Here is a 16,692-nt window from a genome sequence, read left to right as displayed (position 1 = left end):
CTCGCCACATGGCTATCGCTGGTCCACTCTTCCTGATCCTCAATGTCGCGTTCTACTTGTTGTTCGCGCATATTGTCATGAGTTGGCTGATCAACTTTCAAGTGCTCAACCTCGGGCAGCCATTGGTTGCACAAATTTGGCAAGGGCTAACGCGCCTGTTTGAGCCTCTGTTCGCCCCCATTCGCCGGATCTTGCCTGATACACGTCCACTTGATCTTGCGCCGTTGATTGTCTTCATAATTATCATTTCACTGCGTGATTTCATCGTGCCTTCTCTCTTTTTGTAAGCGCTCGCGCGCTTGCACTTGCGCGCTGATAGTGTGAGATTGGGTCAAACCAAAAAACGGGCAAACCCAGCTTCATGCAGCAGGCACAGGCACTCCTAAAAGACGTATTCGGCTTTGACGGCTTCCGCTCCGGTCAGGAAGAGATCGTGCGCTCGGTCATCGCCGGTGAAGATGTGCTCGCCATCATGCCAACGGGCGGAGGCAAGTCGCTTTGCTTTCAGCTTCCTGCGATCTTGGGTGAAGGGGTCACACTGGTGATTTCACCCCTGATTGCTTTAATGCGCGATCAGGTTGCCGGGCTTCAGGCCGCTGGTGTCGAAGCCGGCGCGATCACTTCAGCCAACTCGGAGGAAGAGAACGATGCTGTCACCGCGGCCGTTCGGCAGGGCCGGATCAAGCTGCTATATCTCGCCCCCGAGCGGTTGTCGTCGTATGTAACGAAATCACTGTTGCGCGACGCAAATGTTAAGCTCATCGCCGTTGATGAAGCTCACTGCGTCAGCCAGTGGGGGCATGATTTTCGGCCCGATTACCTGCGCATCGGTGAGTTGCGGCAATTTCTCAACGTGCCTCTAGCCGCTTTCACTGCCACAGCCGATGAAGAAACCCGCGGCGAGATCGTCGAACGTCTGTTTCAAGGAAAGCCTCCGACCAGCTTTCTCAAGGGGTTTGACCGGCCCAACATTCATCTCGCTTTTGCGCCAAAGAACAAACCTCGACAGCAGATCCTCGACTTTGCCGCCACCCGCCGTGGCCAGTGCGGGATAACCTACTGTGCCACCCGCGCCAAAACCGAGGGCCTCGCCAAAGCGCTGCGAGATGAGAAGCACAATGCTTGTCACTATCACGGCGCGATGGACCCGACCGAACGCCGCGAAGTGGAGCGGCGCTTTAACTCGGAAGACGACCTCATTGTTGTCGCGACAATCGCATTTGGCATGGGCGTTGATAAGCCCGACATCCGCTGGGTCGCCCACGCCGATTTGCCCAAGTCTGTCGAAGGCTATTATCAGGAGATCGGCCGCGCTGGCCGCGACGGTGCCCGCGCTGAAGCCTACACGCTCTATGGTCAGGAAGACATCCGCCTGCGACGCGCGCAGATTGATGAAGGCCTCGCCCCATACGAGCGCAAGGAATCCGATCATGGCCGCTTGAACGCCCTTCTCGGAATAGCAGAAGCGCAGGGTTGTCGGCGGCAACTTTTGCTCGGCTATTTCGGGGAAGACGCGAGCCCCTGCGGTAACTGTGACCTTTGCGAAAACCCACCCGAAACATTTGACGGAACCGATGCGGCTCGCAAGGCTCTCTCGGCCGTTTTGCGCACCGAAGAGCGGTTTGGCGCGGGCCATATCGCTGATGTTTTGACGGGCAAAATGACCGATAAGATTCAACAGTTTGGCCATGACGCATTGCCCACGTTCGGTGTTGGCTCCGAGCATTCTGCGCAGCAATGGCAGATGATCATCCGGCAGCTCATGGGCCATGATTTTTTGCGCCCTGATCCCTCCCGTCACGGTGCGTTGCGCATCACGCTCAAGGCTCACCCGTTGCTGAAAGGGCAAGACACGGTGTCATTGCGCAAGGAAGTGCTGCAACGACAACCCCGCAGCCCGAAAGTACGCGCATTGGTGCCCGACGAGGATGCGCCGTTGTTTTCTGCGCTTAAAGCAAAACGCCGTTTCTTGGCCGAGGCGGCTTCGCTACCAGCCTATATCGTATTCAACGACCGAACCTTGATTGAAATGGCCAAACGCCGCCCTGCCTCGCTCGACGAGATGGCCAGTATTCAGGGTGTCGGTGCCAAGAAGCTTGAGAAATACGGGCAGGAGTTTTTGTTGGTGATCAACGGTGACACGCCCAAACTGCACCCGACCCGCGCCAAACTGGCGATAAGCAGCGCAGGGGCTCTTTTTGACCGACTCGAAGTCGCGCAATCAGAACTGACACGCGGCGAAAACGGCATTGAGAAGCCGCTCAGTTGCCCAACGTCAATGCTCGCCAAACTTGCCAAGTCCAAACCACAGAGCCTAAGTGCGATCGAGCGGTTGATCGGGGAAAAGCGCGCCGAACGGTTCGGTGAAGCGTTTTTGGAACATATAAGACAGGATGTTTGAAGCATGATTACACTGATTTCGCCTGCCAAACGGCTTAGGGAAGATGCAACGACTGAGCACCCCGTTACCGAGCCGCAATTTGCAAGCCAAACTGCCGCTCTGGTGCAAGAGGCCAAGAAACTGAGCGCCGGAAAACTCGCCAAGCTCATGCATCTGAGTGATGCGCTTGCGACCCTGAATTACGACCGGTTTCAAGCCCACGGTGAAATGCCAAAAGCCCCCGCGGCGCTGATGTTTGATGGCGACACCTACGCGGGTCTTGAAGCCCAAAGCCTAGATGCAGACGAACTCGCCTTTGCCAACGACCGACTGCGCATATTGTCCGGTTTGTATGGGCTGTTGCGCCCGCTCGACATGATCGAGCCCTATCGTCTCGAGATGGGCACGCGCTTCAAAACCCCGAAAGGCAAGAACCTTTATGAATTCTGGGGCGATCAGATATCCGAAGCCTTGAACACCCAAGCGAAAGCGGCCGGCGCGACAGCAATTGTTAACTGTGCCAGTCAAGAATACTTCGGCGCCGTCAACACCAAAGCACTTGATGTGCCGGTGATCACACCGGTGTTTTATGAGGCTCGCGAGAATGGCCCGAAGATCATCAGCTTTTTCGCAAAGAAAGCGCGCGGCGCTATGGCTCGTTACATCATACAACGGCGGCTCACCGATACAGCGGCCCTCACCGAGTTTGACAGCGGCGGATATGTCTATTCCCCCAAACTGTCGTCAGAAAACGGGCCCGCTTTCTTGCGCGAAGCCTAGATATCAGGCGCAATCTCTCGGGTACTCGCGGGCTGGCTTTGGCCAATGGCTGAAAATATTTCCGCTTTGCGCAACGGTTTGGTCAGGTAGTGATCCATACCGCAAGCCATAATGTCGTCCTTGTCGCCGTCAACTGCATGCGCCGTCAGCGCGAATATCGGCACATGCCTGTCGCCCCCTCGTTCGAGCTCCCGTATTGCCCGTGTCGCTGTTTTGCCATCCATGATTGGCATGGAAACGTCCATGAAAATCATATCTGGTTCAAACTCCTGATAGAACGCGACGGCTTCTTCACCGTTTTCAGCAAACTTGAGCTCGATATCGAGAGGCTTGACCATCTTCTGAAACACCAGGCGATTGGTCTTGTTGTCTTCCGCTGCCAACACTCTCATAACCCGCCGCTGGTTGCCCCCTTCTTGCGGCTCGGTCTGCGCTTCACTTTCCGCTGCCTTCGCTGCGATCTGAACCGCAAGGTCGGGGGTCTCATGGCCGATTTGCGATAGCTTCTCTAGTAGGGCGCGGCGCGAGATCGGCTTTTGTAACTGATGAACGTTTAGGCTGCTGTTGTAAGGTTTCTGGACACTTCCCAATTGCGCCGTCAGCAACACCAGCGCGCCCTTAAACCCTTCATCCTCAAGCGCTGGAATAAGGTTTGCCCCTGCAGTTTCTGCGTCTGCGAGGACAATGTCGGCGCCCTTTCTTACCGAGGTAATAACATCTGGAACCGTCTTGCTCGCCTGACAGCCAAGCCCAAAAGCCGACAACTGCCTGACCACAAGCCGTGCGAGCAAATCTGAACGCTCCAGCACCACAGCTTTGGACAGGTTTCCCAGATCAAATGCGTCAAAGGTTTCAGCAGGGCCATGCGACGTAAGGTTGATCTTGAAACCGAAGTTTGAACCTTCTCCGATCACAGAATCAACCCAGATTTCACCGCCCATCATTTTGATCAGCTTCTGACTGATCGACAGGCCAAGACCGGTGCCTTCATAACTGCGGTTCTCCGCATCATCGACCTGATTGAACTCACCAAACACATGCACCAGTTTCTCTTCAGGAATGCCGATGCCCGTGTCTTCAACGTTGATATGAACCCGCGTTTTCTTGTCGGCCGCATTTTCGACTCCAACCACACGGATCAGAACATGGCCTTCGCCGGTGAACTTGATGGCATTTCCGATAAGGTTGGTCAGCACTTGCCTAATGCGTCCGACATCACCCTGATAAGACGTCGGCATGAAGAGATCGTAGTCGACAGCAACGCTTATTCCTTTCTCTTGCGCTGTCGGTTGTAAGAGCATCACCACTTCATGGATCGCGTTTTCCAGGTCAAATGGCTCGTTCTGCAGCATCATTTTGTCGGCGCCGAGCTTTGAGTAATCGAGCACATCATTGATGATCACCAGCAACGCCTCACCCGAGTTTTTGATTGTGCGGACAAAAAGCGTTTGCTCTTCGTCAAGGTCGGTTTCAGCCAGCAATTCGGCCATGCCAACAACCCCATTCATCGGGGTTCTGATCTCATGGCTCATGTTTGCCAGGAAAGACGATTTCGCGCGCGTCGCGGCTTCGGCCTTATCACGCGCTTCACGCAATTGGCGCTCGTTGTTGACAGCTTCGGTTATGTTCAGCGCAAGGCTGACAACATCGCCGCCGTGTCCGCGTTGGTCAATCAGCTTCACATATTCACCGTTCCAAAGCCTGATGGTTTCAGGTGGCGGGTCAGGCCGCTGCCAACGCTCAAGCATTGTTGCGCGCCAAGCAGCCGGCGCGAGCGAGCCAATATCAACAATTCCTTCCTCGGTGAGCAGCTGCAACATGCGAACATACGTCAGCCCTGTCTGCACTTCCTCGAGGCCGTCAAAGACAGAGAGATAAGCCTTGTTGGCAATGATCATCTGACTGTCTGGGTTAAAGAAAGCAAAACCGTCATTGATCGACTCGATCGACATCCAAAGCCGACGCTCGGCGATCTCGATTTTCTGATGCGCAACAGACAAATCCGACTTCACGCGCTGGTTTTCATCGCGCACGTTTTTCACTTCGGCGCGGGTTTCCACGATCTCGTCACTCAGCTTCTTCGCGTGCGCACCGAGTTTGCTGTTTGCTGAGAACAGCTCGGCTTGTTTTTGTTCGAGCAGCCGTTCCGCAGCCAGGCGTGATCGCCGCTCTTGCGTAAGCTTGTTAGCCAGGCTCATTGGTTCCTCCGCGCGTATACTAAAACTAGACCTCTAAAGCTGCTCGCAATCTCCCCGATCAGAGTAAATATCGGCTTAACTTTGAACGAAATTGAGGCGGGCCATTGCCAGCCTGGGACCCGCTATGGCACGATGATGCCAGCTCAGGAGGCCCATATGCTAAGATTGCTCTTCGCCGCGCTCGTCGCGCTTGCCACAACACAGGTTTTGCAAGCACAACAGGGGATCCCCGACAAGCGTTTAAGCTACGAATCAAACACGGACTTTGTCGGCACGGATTTGCAGCAGCTTTTTGACACTGATTTAACGTCATGCCGCAGAGCATGTGAGGCCAGCGAACTTTGCGTCGGCTTTACTTATAACTCGCGCTCGAAGGCTTGCTTTCCAAAGCAGACAATCACTGGAACGGCGAGTTATGATGGCGCATTTTCAGCCCGTTTGAACACCACCACCAAGGCCGACATGGAACGTGGCGAAGCCCGCGCCAAAGAACTCGCCTTTCTCAAGAGCTACAACCTGTCAGATGCCTATCGCCAAGCCGAAAACCTCGGCCGCAAGCACCCCAACTCGCAGTGGGCTTTAGAAGTGCTTTACTCCGCCGCTCAGGAGCGGAACCAAGCTGGGGACTACATAAATGCGCAGCGTTGGACAGGTGTTGCTTTGGCAATCACAGACGCACCTCAAGATTGGCTCACCTATGGGCAACAGTCTTTCCAGATCAGCGCGATTGCAAAACAAGACAAGCGCGCCAACCTGCGCAACGCTATGCTCGCCGGGATCAACAGCTACTTGCGATCTGACAACAAGAGTCTGCAATCTGATGCGCTTTTGCTTATAGCCGACACTCTGGAGCCGTTAGGCCAGACCAGCGAACTTGTTGCCGTGCTGAAACATGCGCTTGCGCTTGATTACCGCGAGTCCACAGCAGCCGCCCTTGCCAGCGCGCGCGCCAAATACGGGTTTCGTGTGCAAGGCACCGTGGTTGAAAGCAACAGCGTAACGCCGCGTGTTTGTGCCGAGTTTACGGAAGACCTCTCTAAAAGCGAGACAGATTATAGCCGTTTTGTCGCCCTGCCCGACCCGCGTTTTGCTGTCGAGGCAGAAGGCCGTCGGCTCTGCATCACCGGTGTTGAACATGGCCAGACCTACGAAATGAATTTTCGTGCTGGTCTGCCCGCCCAAAGCGGTGAAGTGCTTGGGCAAGATGTGCGTCAGAGCTTTTACATCCGCGACCGAGCGCCAGAAGTGCGCTTCCCGGGCCGCGGCTATATTTTGCCACTTGGCGGCGAAGCAAGCTTGCCTGTCGAAACGGTTAACCTGAGCGAGCTTAACCTCACACTGCGTCGCGTGAGTGACCGCAACCTCCTGCGCGCTATGCAGGATGATCTTTTTGCCAAACCGCTTTATGCCTATCAGGAAAGAAAACTTGCCGACCAGATCGGCGAGGACATCTGGTCAGGCACCGGTTTCGTAACCGATGAACTCAACCAGAACGTAACCACACGTTTGCCGATATCAGAGGCGATCAAAGATGCGCCAGCTGGCATTTATGTGCTCAGTGCCCGCAGCGCGCAGGGCAAAGGCTCACGCGCAACGCAATGGTTTGTGATCTCCGATCTTGGCATCAGCACCGCCTCTGGCGCGGGCGGCTTGCACGTATTTCTGCGCAGCCTCAAAACCGCCAAGCCTTTGGACGGAATCAAAGTTACCTTGCTGTCAAAAGGCAACCGTGTGCTTGGCACGGCCCAAACAGATGCCAACGGCTCCGTGCATTTTTCTGCTGCTCTGACAGCGGGCCAAAGCAGCGCCGAACCGGCTTTGATTTTGGCAAACAATGGCGAGGACGACATGGCCTTCCTCAGCCTCACCGACCCCGCGTTTGATCTTTCCGACAGGGGCGTTTCAGGCCGCGACGCGGCTGGCCCGATTGATCTTTTTGCGACCACCGAACGCGGAGCTTACCGCGCGGGCGAAACTGTTTATGCCACGGCCTTAGCACGCAATGGTGCCTCCGAAGCCGTCACGGGCCTGCCGCTCACCGCGGTGCTTTTGCGCCCCGATGGCGTCGAGTATTCCAGACAGGTTTTGCAGCCTGACACGAGCGGCGGCTACGTTGCGGCTTTTCCGGTAGCAACTTCGGCACCACGCGGAGCTTGGACACTTGATTTCAGATCAGCCGAACGCGCCCTCGCCAGCGAGAACTTTCTGGTTGAGGATTTCCTACCCGAGCGGATCGACTTTGATATCAATCTTCCGGAAGGCGCGCTTGATCCGACACAGGCTGTAAACACCGACGTAAACGCCATTTATCTGTTCGGTGCACCTGCTGCCGGCCTCAAAGTCGCTGGACGCGTGTCACTTCGTTCAAGCCGCACAATCGACGCGTTTCAGGGTTTTAGCTTTGGTGCTTACGATGCGCCAACAGTGCGCAAGTCAGCTTTGCTGCCCGCCGCGACAACCGACGATCAAGGCTTCGCCAAACTAAGCGTAACCTTGCCTGAAATTGATGATGTAAACACACCAATGGACGCACGCTTCGAGGTTCAGGTCGCTGAAGGCTCGGGCCGTCCAACAGAGCGCCACGAGAGCCGGCGTTTGCTTCCTGCCAAACCACTTATTGGCATCAAACCATTGTTTGACCACGCTGTTTCCGAAGGATCGGAAGCGGCCTTTGATGTGATTGCTGTTGGGCCGGAATTGACCCCGATCAAAGCCAATGCCCGCTGGACGGTGAACCGCGTGCAGACACGCTACCAATGGTATGAGCAATATGGTCGCTGGCGATGGGATCCGATCGTGACGCGCTCCAAAGTCGCGTCCGGCATGCTCGATATGCCAGCAGGCAAAGGCAGCCTTTCAGTGCCGGTAAACTGGGGGCAGTTCGAGGTTGTAGTCGAGCTTGAGGGCGGCAGTTACACACTCTCTTCGCAAGACTTCAGCGCAGGTTGGTATGTTTCTGAAGGCTCGGTGCGCACGCCGGACACGCTTGAACTCTCACTTGATCGTGAAGCCTACAGCGCTGGCGACGAGGCCAAGCTGCGCATCGTTCCACGCCAAGCTGGCGAGGCCCTTGTGCAAGTGATGAACGACAGTGTCATCTCAAGCCGGACTGTCTCTCTGTCAGAGGGTGAAAACCTGATCCCGCTGACTGTTGAGAAAAGCTGGGGTGCGGGGGCCTACGTGAGTGTCACGCACATCAGCCCGATGGGCAGCGCGGGTACTGGTGAGAGCTTTTTGCCAACCCGAGCGATAGGGCTGGCCTATGCCAAAGTTGACCCCGCCGACAAAGCACTGGCTGTTGAAATTCAGGCGCTGGAAGAAACCCAACCGCGCCAACCACTGAACGTCCGCGTCAAAGTAGCAGGCGTTGCGTCAGGCGAGCAGGCCTACCTGACGTTGGCCGCAGTTGACGCAGGCATACTCAACCTCACTGGTTTCGAGGCTCCTGACCCCGGGAAGCATTACTTCGGCAAACGCAAACTTGGCGTTGACCTACGCGACGTTTACGGCAGGCTGATTGACGCTTCCAAGGGTGAGCTTGGCAGGCTGCGTTCGGGTGGCGGTGCTAGCAACGAGTTAAGCGCTGAAAGCGTGCCGCCGCCAGAAGACCTTGTCACCTTCTTCGAGGGGCCGGTTTCTGTCGGGTCGGACGGCTACGCTGACGTCAGCTTTGACATACCCGCTTTCAACGGCACCTTGAGGTTGATGGCTATCGCTTGGTCAAAAACCGGCGTTGGCTCGGCGAAAAAAGATGTGATCATCCGCGACCCTATGGTGCTGACCGCAAGCTTGCCGCGTTTTCTGGCACCTGACGACACCAGCCGCATGTTGCTTGAAGTGGTGCATGCTGACGGGCCGACGGGCGAAATCACCTTGCAAGCGCAGTCAGAAGGCGTGCTTCTTGACGTAAGCCAACTGCCCGCCACCGCCGACTTGCAAAGCGGAAAGACCTTGCGCTTTAGCGTGCCGGTAACCGCAGTCGACACCGGCGATCACACGATCACGCTGTCGCTACAAACCCCTGATGGGAGCACTCTCACCAAGCAAGTTCTGCTGCCTGTGCGCGTGCTTGACCCGGAAATTTCGACAACGCGGAGGTTCTCACTTGCTGCGGGAACGTCTCTTACCCTCGACGAGAACCTGCTGCAAGGCTTCAAACAGGCCGAGGGGCGGGTTGCCTTTACGGCGGGGCCGATCGCGCGGTTTGATGTTGCCGAGCTTTTGACAACCCTTGACCGCTACCCCTATGGCTGCACCGAGCAACTGACTTCGGCCGCAATGCCCCTGCTCTATATGTCCTCTGTATCTGACGCGCTAGGGCTGTCGCAAAGCAAGAACCTCAAGCCACGGATCGAAAGCGCGATCTCTCGCATTCTCACCCGTCAATCAAGAAACGGCAGCTTTGGCTTGTGGCGCCCAAGCTCAGGCGATGCCTGGCTCACCGCCTATGTAACCGACTTTCTTACGCGCGCGCGCAAGGCAGGCTATGATGTGCCCGATGCAGCCTATAACAATGCCCTGATCAACCTGCGCAACCGTGTTAACAACGCGCCTGATTTTGACGAAGGCGGCGGAGATATCGCCTATGCGCTCTATGTTCTGGCACGCGAAGGCAAGGCGGTTGTGTCTGACTTACGCTACTATGCCGATGTCAAATCAGGGGCCTTTAGCACCCCGATGGGCAGCGCACATTTGGCCGCGGCTCTGGCGTTTTACGGCGATCAGCCGCGCGCCGACGCGTTGTTTGGCAGGGCCTCGGCGCTGCTTGAACGGGACGCAAACGCCAAACGCTATCGCTGGAGGTCTGACTACGGCACGCCAGCACGCGACAGAGCTGCTATCATAGCACTTGCCAGTGCCGCCAAGAGTGACGCGGTCGATATTGACGCGCTCTCATTGGCCTTGGCCGACCAAAGCGACAGGCGTTCCACCCAAGAGATGGTTTGGACCTTGCTTGCAGTTGACGCGCTCACAAACAGTGACGCCACCAGTGACATATCGCTTGATGGTGTTCCGATGTCCGGCCCTCCGGCAAGAACCCTGACGAGCGGTGATCTCTGGGTTGGCAAACTGTTGGACAATACATCCGACAAAGACACCGACGTAACGCTGACAACCTTCGGAATTCCCGATGTGCCGCCTGAGGCCGGCGGCTACGGCTACGCTATCGAACGCAGTTACTACACTCTGGAAGGCACCCGAATTGAGGCGCTTGATGTCAAAGCGGGCGAGCGTTTTGCAGTGCACCTGCGGGTGAAACCGTTTGAGCAGGCAGCGGCAAGATTGATGATCAACGACCCGTTGCCAGCAGGTTTCGAGATCGACAATCCCAACCTTCTTGGCAGCGGTGACATCGCGGCGCTTCCCTGGCTCAAGCCAACTTCGGTCGCCCATAGCGAGTTCCGCTCTGATCGTTTCCTTGCAGCCGTCAACGCACGCAATGGCGAGACCATTGATCTCGCCTACATTGTTCGCGCTGTCACGCCCGGGAAGTATCATCATCCTGCGGCAACGGTTGAAGACATGTATCGCCCCACCTACCGCGCCAACACGGACAGCGGTGAGGTGAGCGTATCAGAGTAACTCGCCCACATAGGCTTATTGGAGGGGTCACGTTATGCCTTTTCCTGATCGCCGCCGCGCGAGACGGGGTTGATACTTGGGTCTCTCAAACCGAGATGCCTGCGGTCTTGCATGAAACCTCTGTTGAGGTTCGCGATGCACATGGAGTGTTGTTGCGCGCCTTTCCGGTGGAAGACGGGCGCTGGCGACTGGCAACAAAACCGGAGCAGGTTGATCCGGCCTATTTGACCGCCCTCATCGCCTTTGAAGACAAGCGGTTTTTCCGCCACAACGGAGTTGATTTGCGCGCGATACTGCGGGCAGGCTGGCAGGCGCTCGGCAATGGCCGGACTGTCTCGGGCGCGTCAACCCTGACGATGCAACTTGCCCGCCTCTTAGAGAACGGCGCGACTGGACACTGGAGCGGGAAGCTGCGGCAAATGCGGGTCGCACTGGCGTTGGAACGGACACATAGCAAGCAAGAACTGCTCTCGCTTTACCTCACCCATGCACCGTTTGGCGGCAATCTTGAGGGCCTGCGCTCGGCCAGTTACGCCTATTTCGGCAAAGAGCCGCGACGGCTGACGCCTGCCGAGATCGCACTGCTCGTTGCCTTGCCACAAGCCCCCGAAAGCCGACGCCCCGACCGCGCGGCCCAAGCTGCGAAAGAGGCACGTAACCGTGTTGCGCGACGGCTGCTTGAGGAAGGTATACTGACCCAAGAGAGCTATGAAACCGCTCTTGCAATGCCAACCCCCACAGCGGCAAAACCATTTCCGGCCCTCGCCTTTCATAGCGCCGAGCACGCTCGCAAAATGCATCCGCACAACAGCCAGATCGCGCTAACGCTTGATGCAGAACTACAAGCCCGCCTTGAAACGCTCGCCCGCAAGAGCCTGCTGTCGGTAGAGCCAAAGGCCTCGATCGCGATGATTGTCGCCGAACACAAAACCGGTGCGATCAAGGCAGCCATCGGCTCGGGCGGAGTGACACAGAGCACTGTTCGCAAGGGCTTCGTCGACATGACACGCGCCCTGCGCTCTCCGGGGTCAACTCTCAAACCACTTGTCTATGCAGCGGCGTATGACCTCAGTCTTGCACACCCCGAAACGATCATCCGCGACGAACCCGTGCGCTTTGGCAGCTACGAGCCCTCGAATTTTGATGGCCGTTTTCAAGGCGAGATGACGACGCGTGAAGCGCTGCAATTGTCGCGGAATATTCCGGTGATCACCCTGCTTGAGGCGGTCGGCCCCGAGCGCTTTATGCAACGGTTGCGACAAGCCGGCGCCAAGCCGGATGTGCAAGGTGGCAAGGCGGGTCTTGCCATCGGCCTTGGCGGCATGGGCATCACGTTGCGCGACCTTACAGGCCTCTATGCCGGGCTTGCACAAGGCGGCAAAGCTGTGCGTCTGAGCGAGCAACCCGAAGCCCTGACTGATCAGCCAAGCACCCGTTTCACGAGTGCTTCAGCCGCTTGGCAAATCGGAGATATCCTTTCGACTGTGCCACTGCCAAATGCACGCAAAAGCCACGGCATCGCTTACAAGACAGGCACCTCGTATGGCTATCGCGACAACTGGGCTGTGGGCTATGATGGCGAGCATGTGATTGGCGTCTGGATCGGGCGGCCTGATGGCACACCGATGCAAACGTCCTTCGCCCGCGAAACGGCTGCGCCGCTCCTCGCCAAGGCGTTCCAGTATCTCAAGTCAGTGCCTGTGCCGCTTGGCCCTGCACCTGCCGAAACCCTCACTGTTTCTACCGCAGAACTGCCTGAGCCGCTTCAACGGTTTACGACGCGAGGCAGCTTGGTCGCTTCAGCAAAAGGCCAACCCGAAATCGTCTTTCCGCCACGCGGCGTGCGCCTCGCACAACTGCCTGACACCCCTGTTATGCTCAAGTTGCGTGGGGGCGTGCCGCCCTTTGCTGTGCTCACAAACGGTGCGGTGACTGTCACCGAAGCCCGCGCCTCGATGATCTCGCTTGGCACGCTTGAGCCGGGTTTTTTCACCCTCAGTGTTGTTGACAGCCAAGGGCGTTCAGCGCAGACCGAATTCGAGTTGCGCTGAGCTTTTTAAGAGCGCTTCGAACGCCAGATTAGAGCGCCTCAAAGGCCAGAGCGATGCCCTGCCCACCACCGATGCACATAGTCACCAAGGCGCGCTTGCCGCCGGTGCGTTCGAGCTCGTGAAGGGCCTTGAGGGTGATGATCGCACCAGTTGCACCGACGGGGTGGCCAAGCGCAATTGCGCCGCCATTGGGGTTCACTTTGGTCGCGTCAAGACCAAGCTCTTTGTTGACCGCGAGGGCTTGGGAGGCGAAAGCTTCGTTGCTCTCGATTACATCGAAATCCGACGCCTTGAGGCCGGTTTTCGCCAGCAGGTTTTGCACCGCTGGAACAGGGCCGATGCCCATAACTTCAGGGCGCACTCCGGCATGGGCATAGCCCAGAATACGCGCCCGTGGCTTGAGGCCAGCTTGCTCGGCGGCAGAGGCTGTGGCGAGGATCATTGCGGCGGCTCCGTCGTTAATTCCTGAGGCATTTCCGGCCGTTACGGTGCCGTCTTTCTGAAACACCGTGCGCAGGCCTGCGAGGGCTTCAGGTGTGGTTGCCTTGGGGTGTTCGTCAACTTCAAAGGGCACCATGTCACGCTTGACCTTGACTTCGACAGGCACGATTTGAGAGGCAAAATGCCCCGCCGCAATAGCTGCTGCGGCGCGCTTTTGGCTTTCCAAAGCAAAGGCATCCTGATCGGCTCGGGAGATGTCATGTTCAGCAGCAACGTTCTCGGCGGTGACGCCCATATGGCCGGTCCCAAACGGGCAGTTAAGCGCGCCGAGCATCATGTCGCGAGTCTGGATATCGCCCATCTTCTGACCCCAGCGTTGCGCAGGAACGATGTAGGGCGAACGGCTCATGTTCTCGACGCCACCAGCAACCGCAAATTGCGCATCACCCAGCGTAAGTGACTGAATTACCGAAACGATTGCCTGCGCTCCAGAGCCACAAAGGCGGTTCACATTCATCGCCGGAGCCCCCTCGGGGATGCCTGCATCCATCGCCGCGACGCGCGAAACATACATATCGCGGGGCTCTGTGTTGATCACGTGACCGAAGACAACATGACCGATCTGGCCCCCCTCTACACCGGAGCGCTTGAGCGCTTCGCGGGTGACGATCGCGCCGAGTTCTGTGGGCGGAGTCCCCGCCAGAGCACCACCAAACGTGCCGATAGCCGTGCGTGCGCCGCTGAGAATTACGATGTCTTCCATGATGCTTTCCGATCCGGTTTGTGGGTGCTACCGCGACTATACAAAACGCAGCGCAAGAATTGCACCTAGAACGTTTCGTCAGTTTAATTTTTTGGCGTTAACACTCGGTAGAATCGCTGAAAACGCGCTGCACAATGCGTGCAGACCGCAGTGCATATAGCAGTGCATAACGCGTATGCACGCATTTTGTGGTAGTTTTGAGCAGGCAGAATGTTAACAGAGCGCGCGGTCAGGCAAGCGCCTGTTGAACTTCACCGCCAGCGCTCGCATAGTTCATCAAATCTTAGCAGGGGCGCAGATGAGCACGACACGTAACATTCGCACATGGGCCGACTTCGAGACCGCGCGCAAGGCCGGAGAGGTGACCCCCGCCGAGCAGGAACTTGTTGCCGCCTGCAAAGAGGGGCGCGAGTGTGTGCTCGGAGACGGAGCGCGCCCAAACGAGGCCGGTATCGAGCACGACATCGGTGCCGACCTGCTGCGCTATCTGATCACCGGCGGCTGCAAGGATTGCGACTTGCACGACTGGGGCGTGCAGCTCAAAGGCGCCTACGTGAGCGCGCCACTTGATCTGAGTTTTGCAACGACTGTCGGCATCACCAAGCTGCGCGCGTGCACCTTTGCCGAGCCCATTCAGGCGCTGCAATGCAGTTTCGAGTTTCTCAATCTGTCAGGCAGTTATTGCACGGGGCTTAACGCCCAAGGCGCGCGGGTAAGAGGCGGCGTGTTTCTCAGCAACGGCTTTACCGTCAAGGGCCGTGTTAGTGTCAGCAGTGCCACTATCGAGGGCGCATTGAACTGCTCCAAAGGCACCTTCCACAACAGCGACGGCAAAGCCTTCAATGCTCAGAAGTGTCGGGCGGGCTCGCTGATCTGGCGCGGGGTTGTCAGTGTCAAAGGCAGTGTGAGCTTTGACGGCGCCACGATCGAAGACCTCGCCGATGATATGGAAAGCTGGGGCTTGCCCGACAAGCTGCGCCTCAACGGGTTTACCTATACGACAATTCACGGCCCTACAGACGAAAGCCTGCGCCTTGGCTGGCTGGCGAAAAGCCAGGAAGGGCGGCGCGCTTTTCAGCCGCAACCCTACGAACAGCTGGCCTATGTTCTTAAGCGCATGGGCCACACCCGCGAAGCGCGGCATGTGCAATACGCCAAAGAATGCAAGCTAGCTGTATCGCAGCGCGACGAGATCTGGCTTGAGCGCAAGGTGAGCACGGCAAAGGGCTGGCGCGGGGTGTTGGCGCGACAGGCGCAAGACGGCTGGCACTGGCTTCGCGACATCGCCTCGGCGGTGAAGCATGCCGCGCTTTCGCTGATCGTCGGATACGGCTATCTGCCAGCGCGCTCTTTGGTTTTGGCGGTTGTTATGATTGCCAGTGCAGCGCTGTTTTACAGCTATGTCTGGGTCAATGGCGGCATGGTGCCCAACACGCCGGTTGTGCTCAACTCTCCGAGCTGGGCAGCGGCGATGGAAGAGCGTCCCAGCGCCCCTGCGCGGCTTTGGGCCAAGGGCGAGATCGGGCAGCACTACGAGACCTTCTTCTCGCCAACCTATGCAGCTGATGTGTTCATCCCGCTGATCGACTTTGGCCAAGAGACTGCATGGGCTCCGACCACAGCAACGAAGCTTGGCACTTTTGCCTGGGCGATGGCTTGGTTGCTCAAGGGGTTTGGCTGGATCGTTACAGCGCTTGGCGCGGCGGCGATCACGGGGATCATCCGGCGGGATTAGAGCAATGCGGGTTACTCCGAAGGGGATGGCGTGAGCGGTATGCGCCCGTCTTCTTCGAGCACGAACACATCACGGCCCTCGATTGCGACAGTCGTCAGCGCCCGCCCGAACCCTGCACCGCTGTCAATGTTGACACGGTTGCCCATGTGCTCGGGGGCATCAACAGCTGTGTGGCCGTGAACGACAAGGTGCTCATGTGGTTCCTCAAAGTTGAGGAACGCGTCGCGGATCCAGATCAGGTCATCTTCTGACTGCCACTTGAGCGGAAGCTTGGGTTGGATGCCCGCATGCACGAACACGCAGTCGCCCTCCTGCGCATAGAGCGGCAAAGAGGCCAGAAAGCTGCGGTGCTCTTCCGGCACAGCTTCAAGTGCGAGCGGGCGCAGCTCGGCTTCCGGCAGTGTTGCGTCAATGCCGTAGGAGGCCAGCGTTGTCAGCCCGCCGAGACGCTCGTGGAGCCATGTGAAGTCAGGGCGCATCTTGGGATGGGAAATGATACCGGTGCGCATGAAGTTCTCGAACATGCGGTCATGGTTGCCCAAAAGCACTGTCCAGTTGCGGCCTGCGTTGATGCCATTCATCAAAGTGTCGATCACACCGCGGCTGTCAGGCCCACGATCGACCAGATCCCCAAGGCTGATAACGCGCGCATCAGGGCCGCCGTCCATTTCGATAAGCGAAAGGGCATCGAGCAGCAGCTCATGCTGGCCATGAATATCACCGATGGCGTAGATTGTTTCGCTCATGGGGAGTGAATATAC

Annotated in this window: 9 protein-coding genes; 6 read left to right on the top strand and 3 right to left on the bottom strand. The window is 57.5% G+C overall.

Features of this window, described 5'->3' with window-relative positions; genetic code table 11:
* Nucleotides 1-8 precede the first annotated feature (8 nt).
* The 3 genes from KO498_RS05950 (at nucleotide 9) to yaaA (ending at nucleotide 3,160) form a co-directional block, all read left to right on the top strand.
* Nucleotides 9-287: a YggT family protein gene (locus KO498_RS05950; protein WP_215958964.1), complete on the top strand. Its 279-nt coding sequence runs from the start codon at nucleotides 9-11 to the stop codon at nucleotides 285-287.
* A 74-nt stretch (nucleotides 288-361) separates the two neighbouring features.
* Nucleotides 362-2,401 (top strand): DNA helicase RecQ, encoded by a 2,040-nt coding sequence (gene recQ, locus KO498_RS05945; protein ID WP_215958963.1) that lies wholly within the window; start codon nucleotides 362-364, stop codon nucleotides 2,399-2,401.
* A gap of 3 nt (nucleotides 2,402-2,404) precedes the next feature.
* Nucleotides 2,405-3,160: a peroxide stress protein YaaA gene (yaaA, locus tag KO498_RS05940; protein ID WP_215958962.1), complete on the top strand. Its 756-nt coding sequence runs from the start codon at nucleotides 2,405-2,407 to the stop codon at nucleotides 3,158-3,160.
* On the opposite strand, the gene KO498_RS05935 is transcribed toward yaaA, so the two are convergent.
* A complete protein-coding gene (locus KO498_RS05935; RefSeq protein WP_215958961.1) occupies nucleotides 3,157-5,358 on the bottom strand; it encodes an ATP-binding protein in 2,202 nt (733 codons plus the stop codon). The genes yaaA and KO498_RS05935 overlap by 4 nt on opposite strands.
* Nucleotides 5,359-5,514: 156 nt before the next feature.
* Here KO498_RS05935 and KO498_RS05930 point away from each other — a divergent pair, with 156 nt between their 5' ends.
* Complete coding sequence (locus KO498_RS05930; protein WP_215958960.1) at nucleotides 5,515-10,941, top strand: alpha-2-macroglobulin family protein; 5,427 nt, start codon at nucleotides 5,515-5,517, stop codon at nucleotides 10,939-10,941.
* 95 nt (nucleotides 10,942-11,036) lie between these two features.
* Nucleotides 11,037-12,992: a penicillin-binding protein 1C gene (gene pbpC, locus KO498_RS05925; RefSeq protein ID WP_215958959.1), complete on the top strand. Its 1,956-nt coding sequence runs from the start codon at nucleotides 11,037-11,039 to the stop codon at nucleotides 12,990-12,992.
* A 28-nt stretch (nucleotides 12,993-13,020) separates the two neighbouring features.
* Here pbpC and KO498_RS05920 read toward each other — a convergent pair whose 3' ends face one another.
* Nucleotides 13,021-14,196, bottom strand: a complete 1,176-nt coding sequence (locus KO498_RS05920) for an acetyl-CoA C-acyltransferase family protein (RefSeq protein WP_215958958.1) — start codon at nucleotides 14,194-14,196, stop codon at nucleotides 13,021-13,023.
* Nucleotides 14,197-14,494: 298 nt separating this feature from the next.
* Here KO498_RS05920 and KO498_RS05915 point away from each other — a divergent pair, with 298 nt between their 5' ends.
* Nucleotides 14,495-15,931, top strand: coding sequence for a hypothetical protein (locus KO498_RS05915; protein ID WP_215958957.1), 1,437 nt, complete (start codon nucleotides 14,495-14,497; stop codon nucleotides 15,929-15,931).
* Nucleotides 15,932-15,942: 11 nt separating this feature from the next.
* Here the strand turns inward: KO498_RS05915 and KO498_RS05910 are convergent, their stop codons facing one another.
* Nucleotides 15,943-16,677 (bottom strand): metallophosphoesterase family protein, encoded by a 735-nt coding sequence (locus tag KO498_RS05910; protein WP_215958956.1) that lies wholly within the window; start codon nucleotides 16,675-16,677, stop codon nucleotides 15,943-15,945.
* Nucleotides 16,678-16,692 lie beyond the last annotated feature (15 nt).

This window comes from Lentibacter algarum (assembly GCF_018860975.1).
GTDB classification, from domain to species: domain Bacteria; phylum Pseudomonadota; class Alphaproteobacteria; order Rhodobacterales; family Rhodobacteraceae; genus Lentibacter; species Lentibacter algarum_A.
This window is presented reverse-complemented; position numbering and strand designations above follow the sequence as displayed.